Here is a 9,024-nt window from a genome sequence, read left to right as displayed (position 1 = left end):
ATGTCCTCACCTCCCGAAATATAATTTGCGCTAGCTTATTTCCCTAAAATAGCTTTTACGATTTCTCTGTTCGGTTTCGAAACCGGAATTTTATCGCCGTTGTTCATCAATAAAGTTCCACCATCTTCTTTCAGCCAGCTTTTTACAAATTTAGGGTTCACTAAATGGCTTTGGTGCGACCTCACAAAACCTTGTGGTTTTAATAAATCAGAATATTCTTTTAGTGGTTTTGAGATTAAAATTTTCTCACTACTTGATAAATGAAAAAAAGTGTAGGTATTATCTGCAACGCAACGTACAATATCATCAACAGAAACATAACGGATTTCGTGCTGTTGTGGCAATGCAATTTTAGGAACAGCAGGTTCGCTACGTTTAATTTGATTGAGCAAAAAATTGAGTTGCTCTCCACTCATTTTATTTGCAATTCGGTTTTCTGCTTTTGAAACCGCAGCCACTAATTCATCAGGGTCTACTGGCTTGAGCAGATAATCCAGGGCGGCAAATTTTACCGCCTGAATCCCATAATTATCATAAGCCGTAACAAAAATGACTTCAAAGGTTTTATCACCAAGCTGGTTTAACAAATCAAAACCGGTGGTTTTACCCATTTGGATATCGAGAAAAAGTAAATCAGGGCGATGAAGATTAATTTTTTCAAAAGCGTCATCGATATTATTAGCAGTGGCCACAACCTTAACATCGGGACAATTCTTACTCAGCAAAACCTGTAGGTTCTCTAAATTTGCCAGTTCATCATCTACTAAAATCGCCCTCATTTATAACCATTGTGATAAAGTAATTGTAATCATCGTTCCGTTTGTATCAGATTGAATGTTTAAAATGAAAGGGGTGTCTTTGTAAACTGTGTTCAGTAAAGATATCCGATTTTTGCTTAAAGCCAAGCCTAAGCCATCATATGTTTGAGCGGTATCAAAACCGCTGCCATTGTCTGTTATTTTAAGAACTAAATTTGAAACTTGCTTCTCAAAACTAATGGCAATTTCACCATCATTTCCCTTTTCGGCAATACCATGTTTAACTGTATTTTCTACAAATGGTTGTAATAACATTGCTGGTATTTCGATATTCTCGGTGTCTAAATCTGCTGAAGCATTAATCTTATACCGAAACCCGAATCGCAACTGTTCCATTTGTAGGTAATCATCCAAAAGTTTTTTTTCTTCAATTAAGCTGATGAGTTCTTTGCTATCCAAAACATTTCGGGTAAGGCGGGCAAATTTGCTTAGATAACGATTAGCGTTATCAATCTCGTTTTTGTTCATCAGGTTTTGGATTCCAGCCAAGGCATTGAATAAGAAATGTGGATTAAGTTGAGAGCGAACAGAGTTGAGCTGGAGTTGGGCGATTTCTTTTTGTTTGGCTTCTGCTGCAACTTTTTTCTTGATTTGCTGGTTTTTGAAGTAAACTGCTAAACCGCCTGTTATTGCACCGGCTATTAACGGAAATAATAAACCGGAAGTAATGAGTTGTTTGGTAGAGAAAAATTTCTCTTCTTCAAAGTTTATAGAAATCTTATGTTTAGTTATAAATTTTTCTTTTTCCTTCATAGGAAGATTCCACTTAATAAGTGGCTGAATAATTATTTCATATTCTCCCGATTTTTTGAAAACGTCTTTATTTATTTTTACGTACGGAGAAAATTCACCTTCCCCTTCGATAAAGTGGCCATACTCCCAAGCGTTGGAACTAAAAACAATTTTGTTTGTTTGTTTATCGCTGATAGAGGTGTAATAAAGATAATCTTCATCTGATTTGTTTTTTATAACTGTTAATCCTAAATCTTTTTTGCCAAAAATAAAGTTTGTTCTTTCTTTAATATTGGTTTCATAGCCTGACCCGTGTTCAAATTCAACCCTTTTTGAAAAGAATTTCATTTCTGCTTTAGGTATTACTTTACCATAAAATACAGATTTATAGACATCCAAAGGTTTTTCGATACTATAGAGTAATGTTGTGATTACCTTTCCTTTCACAGAAAAAATGCCAAGTCGTGTAAAACTGAAAATTTCCTGATCCCCCGCATCGTAATCTTTTAATTGAGATTTGTCGAAAGATTGATTTACTAATATTGGCTTATTATCAGCTAAAATGGTATATCGATACTGGTCTATATTGTCTGTTTTTTTAAAATAAATCTGGATACTTACCTTATTTACTTCGGGTAAGTAGCTAAAGGATGTGTTGGGTTGATTGGGAAATTTATTATCGTAATAGATATTTCTGGCTGAACTGTCAACACAGATGAGTAATTTTCTGCCGGCACTATACTGGCGGGAAAAGTCAATGCCTTCTTGAGCATTAGCGGTACAAACACCAATTATTAAGTTGAATAGTATGAAGATTATCTTTTTCATAAAATAAATATTTTCATAAACCTCTGCTTAAAACTTGACTTACAAAGTGCCAAAATAGTAAATGAAACTAGCAACTTAGTATTTGAATGGTTTGGAGCAGAATTTAGATTCTGTTGGCTAAAGCCGAACGGTAATAAATAGCGAGTGTTTTTAAAACAAATGATTAGTCTTACATAAATGAAAGTATGTGTAGCATTCCATTATTTTCCGTTCGTTTCAACCAACAAAACACAAGATATACATTTCAGGCTTTAGCCAAAACCTGCATCCTGGAAAGGCTGTTCATTGTAGTATCTCAACCAACTAAACCCGATGGCAGCGAAAATACTTTTTGTTTGCAGCAACCCTGAATATCATGTCATGCTGAGGCACGAAGCATCTGCAAGCGATGAAACACCTGCTTCGTGCCTCAGCATGACAGAATAGCAAAAAGATTGCAGCAAATCAGCGGGGCCGAACTTACCCCAAGAACCACTTCAGCACCTTTCCAAAATCTATTCAGTGAAATCTCCTCATCTGTAATTAACCCGAAGGAAATACCTCAGTAAATATCGAAGATAATACCTTGCTTTATAGGCAAAAAACTTAAATTTGCGACAACAAAAATCAAAATATAATGAGTTTCAGAATAGAACACGATACCATGGGCGAGGTGCAAGTGCCTGCCGACAAATACTGGGGTGCACAAACCGAACGCTCACGCAATAACTTTAAAATCGGGCCTGAAGGTTCAATGCCTAAAGAAATTATTCATGCTTTCGGCTATTTAAAAAAAGCTGCAGCTTTAGCAAATACAGAGCTTGGGGTACTTTCTGCCGAGAAAGCCGAACTCATTGCAAAGGCTTGTGATGAAATTATTGCCGGTGATTTAGACGATCAATTTCCATTGGTAATTTGGCAAACTGGTTCTGGTACGCAGAGTAACATGAACGGAAACGAAGTGATTGCAAACCGTGCTCACGTAATTAATGGTGGTGCATTGGCCGATGATAAGAAAGTGCTTCACCCGAATGATGATGTGAACAAATCGCAATCATCTAACGATACTTACCCAACTGCAATGCATATTGCGGCCTATAAATTAACGGTAGAAAATACCATTCCCGGTTTAGAGAAATTGCGCAATGCTTTGGCTACGAAAGTGGAAGAGTTTAGCAACATCGTTAAAACTGGCCGTACGCACTTTATGGATGCTACGCCTTTAACTTTAGGTCAAGAGTTTTCAGGTTATGTTCAGCAAATCGATAACAGCATCAGGGCAATTAAAAATGCTTTGGTTATGGTTGCTGAATTGGCTTTGGGTGGAACGGCTGTAGGTACAGGTTTAAATACGCCAAAAGGTTACGATGTTTTAGTCGCTCAAAAAATTGCTGAACTAACCGGTTTGCCTTTTGTTACGGCACCAAATAAATTCGAAGCTTTGGCGGCGCATGATGCAATGGTTGAACTTTCCGGTGCTTTAAAACGTACCGCTGTTGCTTTGATGAAAGTGGCTAATGATGTGCGTATGTTAAGTTCTGGTCCTCGTTGCGGCATCGGTGAAATTGTTATTCCTGATAACGAGCCGGGTTCTTCAATTATGCCAGGTAAAGTTAACCCAACCCAGCCAGAAGCGTTGACTATGGTTTGCGCTCAGGTGATTGGTAACGACGTGGCCGTTTCAGTTGGTGGAATGTCTGGTCATTTTGAATTGAATGTTTTCAAACCTTTAATCGCTGCAAACGTTTTACAATCTGCTCGTTTAATTGGCGATGCTTGCGTTTCGTTTACTGTTAAATGTGCAGAGGGAATTACAGCAAACCTACCAGAAATTGAGAAACATTTACAAAACTCATTGATGTTGGTTACTGCTTTAAACCCGCATGTAGGTTATGAGAACGCAGCTAAAATTGCAAAGAAAGCACATAAAGAAAATAAAACATTGAAAGCAGCAGCAGTTGAACTGGGATTGTTAACCAACGAACAATTTGATGAGTGGGTTCGTCCGGAAGATATGGTTGGAAGTTTGAAATAATAAGCCCCACCTAGTCTCCCCAGTGGGGAGAAACTTCTTTCTATAGTTCAGGTGATGGAAAGTAATGGCCCCTTTAGGGGTTTGGGGTTTTTAGAAAAGCAGGGCATTCATTCTTCGGATTCGATAGCCCCGCTTTTGCTACAAGTTTTCAAACCTATAAGGTCTTAAAGACCTTATAGTTTAATCAAAAGGTTTCCGCTTCAATCGCTTGCCTGCCGTAGGCAAGGGTTTATTTAATTAAATACAGCAATTAAAAACTCAGTTTGCATGGTGCAAATTGGAATTCAAAATATAAAAACATGGGGGAATCAATTTTGACATCATTATTCGGCTTTGTTTCCATTATCTCGCCATTAATAATCTTCATTGCTTGTTGTTATTATATTTCGAAACAAGTAAAGGCCGATTCTATATTATTGCTTATCGGTTCGGGGTTATCGTTAGTGTTAACTGGATTTTACAGCCTTTTGATGCCTTACCTTGTGCGATCAGGAAGTTTTTCGATGACCCAAACCACAAGTTACTATACCATCGGTGGGGTAATCAGTTTTTTCTCCGGGATGTGTTTTGCTGTCGGTTTGTTTATCTTAATTAGCAACACGGTTAACGCGAAAAAAAGCTTTCCAAGTCAATTCCCTCCGAATGAGTTTAAATAGTATGCTTTCTAATATTATGTTTAATCCAATGGGAAAAATTAAATGGTTTATTCAATTGAAGCATCTCTATTTTCTACCTTTTGCCTTCTACCTTTTGAGTATTTTAAGCTCCTGCTCTCGTTTGCCTAACATTCAAGGCAAAGGCGAAGATTTTATGCAGGGTGTTTGGAATCAGGATTCTGTTGCCTACAGCAATAAATTGAGTAACTACACCAAACATCATTTTAGATTTAGCTGTGATTCAGTTTACATCGACTTTGAAACCCATAGCAAAGTTAACTTTTACGAAGATTCCTGCTATAATAATGGCATTTGGAAAGAATACGCAAAGGGAATTTATGCTGTTAAAGGAGATACGCTGATTGTTGGAGCAACCTTCACACATGCCAATTACAAACAAAAAATTTCGGGCTGTTATCGCATCGGCAGGTACGAACGAAACTTCCTGATTAAAAGAAAATCTCCCGATAGCTTGATTCTGGAAAGTATGAGCGATCAGCGGGAAATCTTATTATCACTAAAAGAAAAAGTTACCTGCGTACAAAAAGAATTATAAAATGAAATTCAAATCAATTAAAAGAAAGTTAATTATTGCCGCAGCTGTTGGATTGTTGGCTTATTTACCAACTCAAGTTAATGCATGGGGAATGATTGGGCATAGAGTTGTAGGTGAAATTGCCGATAGTTATTTAAAGGCTAAAACCCGCAAAGCGATTCAAGCCATTTTAGGTTCAGAAACCTTGGCCATGTCTGCAAATTGGGGCGATTTTATTAAGTCGGATTCTACCTTTAATTATCTATACAACTGGCATTTCGTAAACTTGCCAGGCGGACAAAACAAAGAAGGGATTTTCAATTTCTTGGAAACGGAGAAATCTCCCAACCTGTACAACAAAATAATTGAATTAACTGCAGTTTTAAAAAAACCGGGCAGCACAGCTGATGAAAAAAAATTAGCATTGCGGATGTTAGTGCACATGGCCGGCGATTTATGTCAACCCATGCATGTTGCCCGCAAGGAAGATTTGGGAGGAAACCGCGTTTCTGTTTTGTGGTTTAACGAAAAATCGAACTTGCACCGCGTTTGGGATGAACAGTTAATTGAGTACCAACAACTGAGTTATACAGAGTATGCAAAAGCAATTAACCATCCTTCTGCAGTTCAATTGTACAACTGGCAAAATACCAGTTTGAAAGAAAATGTTTATGAATCTTACCTGGTTTGTAATAAAATTTATGAAACTACTAAGCCAGATTCCAAACTAAGTTACCGCTACAATTTTGATTGGGTAGAAACCTTAAATCAGCAGCTGCTTAAAGGTGGTGTTCGCCTGGCAAAAATGCTGAATGATATTTACGGATAAGAATTCCAATAAACAAAAAATGCGCTGAAGTTATCAGCGCATTTTTTGTTTATAGTATTTTGTAATTGTAATGGATTACGTCTACAAATCAGTTTTGATTTTCAATTCTTTTAATTGTTTATCGTCTATAGTGCTCGGACTGTCAATCATCACATCTCTTCCTGAATTGTTTTTAGGGAAAGCAATCACATCACGAATCGAATCCAAACCAGCAAAAATCGAAGTCAAACGATCGAAACCAAAAGCGATACCACCGTGTGGAGGTGCGCCAAATTCAAATGCATCCATTAAGAAACCAAATTGTTTTTGAGCTTCCTCTGCACTGAAACCTAAATGTTTAAACATTAAAGCCTGCAATGCTCTATCATGAATACGGATAGAACCGCCGCCAATTTCAGTTCCGTTGATCACCATATCGTAAGCATTCGCACGAACGTTTTTCGGATCGGTATCTAACAAAGCAATATCTTCCGGCTTCGGGGAAGTAAATGGATGGTGCATGGCGTGGTAACGTTCCGTTTCTTCATCCCACTCCAATAACGGGAAATCCAATACCCAAAGGGCAGAAAATGTGTTTTTGTCACGTAAGCCTAAACGATTACCCATTTCTAAACGAAGTTCGTTTAATTGTTTGCGTACTTTATCTGTCGAACCTGCTAAAATTAAAAGCAAATCGCCCTTTTCTGTCGCGAAAGCTTCGCTCCACTGTTTTAAATCTTCTTCGTTGAAGAATTTATCAACCGAAGATTTTATAGTTCCATCATCATTATGACGGGCATAAATCAATCCTGTGGCACCAATTTGAGGTTTTTTAATAAAATCAGTTAACTCGTCTAACTGTTTACGGGTATAACTTGCAGCACCTTTAGCATTGATGCCAACTACCAATTCAGCGTTATCAAAAACAGGAAAACCTTTACCTTTAACTAAGTCGTTCATCTCTACAAACTGCATGTCGAAACGCGTATCTGGTTTGTCAGACCCATATAAACGCATCGCATCTGCATATTGCATACGTGGAACTTCAGGTAAATCGTAGTTGCGAACTTCTTTAAATAGCGTACGAATTAAGCCTTCAAAAGTGTTCAAGATATCTTCCTGTTCGATGAACGACATTTCACAGTCAATCTGGGTAAACTCTGGCTGGCGATCGGCTCTTAAATCTTCATCTCTGAAACATTTAACAATCTGGAAATACCTATCAAAACCAGAAACCATTAACAATTGCTTAAATGTTTGTGGCGATTGAGGCAGTGCATAAAACTCGCCCTCGTTCATGCGGCTTGGCACTACGAAATCTCTTGCTCCTTCTGGCGTAGATTTAATTAAAACAGGTGTTTCTACTTCAATAAAATCTAAACCATCTAAATAACGGCGAACAGATTGTGCCATTTTGTGGCGTAAAACCAGATTATTACGAACCGGGTTACGACGTAAATCCAAATAACGGTATTTCATGCGCAGTTCATCACCACCATCAGTTTCATCATCAATCATGAATGGTGGTAATTTTGCAGCGTTTAAAATTTCTAATGCAGAAACTTTAATCTCTACATCACCTGTTGACATTTTTGGATTTTTGTTGCTGCGTTCTACAACGGTACCGGTAGTTTTAATTACAAACTCACGACCTAGCGAACGTGCTGCTTCGCAGAGTTCACGGTTATCATCCATGTTAAAAACCAGTTGTGTAATACCATAACGGTCGCGGATATCGATAAAAGTCATGCCGCCCAAATCTCTCGATTTTTGTACCCAACCACACAGGGTAACACTTTCTCCTAAGTTATTGAGGGTAAGTGCACCACAAGTTACTGTTCTTAACATATATTGTAATCTAAATTAAGCGGCAAAAATACCGAATTTGTTTTAAAGTTTTTTAAAGAAGATTTAAGGATTTTTTTGCAACAAATACCATTATGCTGGCAGAAATATGTCTGCTGGCAAATGAAAATAGCGAACCAGTTTTTGAGCCATTTTTAAGGTTAATTCTCTTCTACCCGATAAAATAGAAGAAACATGTCCTTTTGAACCAATGATAGACTCAAGATCTTTAGATTTTAACCCTTGTTCTTCCATTTTAAGCTTTATAAGCTCGATAGGGTTAAGTTCTGGAAGTTTAACATTTCTATTCTCATAGTCACTAACCAAAAGTAAAAGCAATTCCAATTCATCAGCCTCTGGAGTGCCTTCTTCTGCATGAAAGATCTCAATGGTGCGGCTTAACGCTGTTGTGTAATCTAACTCTGTTTTTAAAACTTTTACTGTATTCATCCTATTTTTTCTTAAGGGCTAAATTAATGTCGAAGGCTATGATTGAAACATCTATTTTATCATATTGAGAATGCGTACCGAACCATATAATATAAGCAGCTTTTCTTTTAAAATTCATGGAAATAACTAATCGATAGTCGTTCCCCTTTATATTAAAAACTATCCTATTATTTGCAACTAAGCTAGCGTTTTTGTAAACCTCCTTTAATTGATTAAAATTATCAAAAGTATATTTTTCAAAATCATGTAGCCAAGCTAAAATTGAATGCTCCGCTAATGGATATTTTGCGATATAATGCAATAAAGTACCTTTAGCAATAACGTTCATTTACAAATAT

General features: G+C 37.2%; 9 protein-coding genes. 4 read left to right on the top strand and 5 right to left on the bottom strand.

Annotation, left to right across the window (positions count from 1 at the left end; genetic code table 11):
• Positions 1 to 35: 35 nt before the first annotated feature.
• The gene (locus OQZ33_RS08570) at positions 36 to 779 is read right to left on the bottom strand and encodes a LytR/AlgR family response regulator transcription factor (RefSeq protein WP_265798627.1); all 744 of its coding nucleotides are present in this window, start codon (positions 777 to 779) and stop codon (positions 36 to 38) included.
• Positions 780 to 2,378, bottom strand: a complete 1,599-nt coding sequence (locus tag OQZ33_RS08565; protein ID WP_265798625.1) for a sensor histidine kinase — start codon at positions 2,376 to 2,378, stop codon at positions 780 to 782.
• A 616-nt stretch (positions 2,379 to 2,994) separates the two neighbouring features.
• On the opposite strand from OQZ33_RS08565, the gene fumC reads away from it, so the two are divergent.
• The 4 genes from fumC (at position 2,995) to OQZ33_RS08545 (ending at position 6,412) form a co-directional block, all read left to right on the top strand.
• On the top strand, positions 2,995 to 4,392 hold the full coding sequence (fumC, locus tag OQZ33_RS08560) for a class II fumarate hydratase (RefSeq protein ID WP_265798624.1): 1,398 nt from the start codon (positions 2,995 to 2,997) through the stop codon (positions 4,390 to 4,392).
• A gap of 299 nt (positions 4,393 to 4,691) precedes the next feature.
• Entirely contained in the window at positions 4,692 to 5,048 is a 357-nt protein-coding gene (locus OQZ33_RS08555) for a hypothetical protein (RefSeq protein ID WP_265798623.1), read from the top strand.
• Positions 5,035 to 5,604 (top strand): fumarate hydratase, encoded by a 570-nt coding sequence (locus tag OQZ33_RS08550; RefSeq protein WP_265798622.1) that lies wholly within the window; start codon positions 5,035 to 5,037, stop codon positions 5,602 to 5,604. Before OQZ33_RS08555 ends, OQZ33_RS08550 begins: the two co-directional genes overlap by 14 nt.
• 1 nt (position 5,605) lies before the next feature.
• On the top strand, positions 5,606 to 6,412 hold the full coding sequence (locus OQZ33_RS08545; protein ID WP_265798621.1) for a S1/P1 nuclease: 807 nt from the start codon (positions 5,606 to 5,608) through the stop codon (positions 6,410 to 6,412).
• An 81-nt stretch (positions 6,413 to 6,493) separates the two neighbouring features.
• Here the strand turns inward: OQZ33_RS08545 and aspS are convergent, their stop codons facing one another.
• The 3 genes from aspS to OQZ33_RS08530 all read right to left on the bottom strand — a co-directional run bounded on the left by aspS (position 6,494) and on the right by OQZ33_RS08530 (position 9,014).
• On the bottom strand, positions 6,494 to 8,239 hold the full coding sequence (gene aspS / locus OQZ33_RS08540; protein WP_265798620.1) for an aspartate--tRNA ligase: 1,746 nt from the start codon (positions 8,237 to 8,239) through the stop codon (positions 6,494 to 6,496).
• Positions 8,240 to 8,329: 90 nt separating this feature from the next.
• Positions 8,330 to 8,686 (bottom strand): helix-turn-helix domain-containing protein, encoded by a 357-nt coding sequence (locus OQZ33_RS08535; protein WP_265798619.1) that lies wholly within the window; start codon positions 8,684 to 8,686, stop codon positions 8,330 to 8,332.
• Between the two features lies 1 nt (position 8,687).
• Positions 8,688 to 9,014, bottom strand: coding sequence for a type II toxin-antitoxin system HigB family toxin (locus tag OQZ33_RS08530; protein WP_265798618.1), 327 nt, complete (start codon positions 9,012 to 9,014; stop codon positions 8,688 to 8,690).
• Between the last annotated feature and the right edge of the window lie 10 nt (positions 9,015 to 9,024).

The organism is Pedobacter sp. MC2016-05 (assembly GCF_026239735.1).
In the GTDB taxonomy this organism is placed as follows: Bacteria; Bacteroidota; Bacteroidia; order Sphingobacteriales; family Sphingobacteriaceae; genus Pedobacter.
Note: the sequence above shows the minus strand (reverse complement) of the source record. Positions and strands in the feature narration are given on the sequence as shown.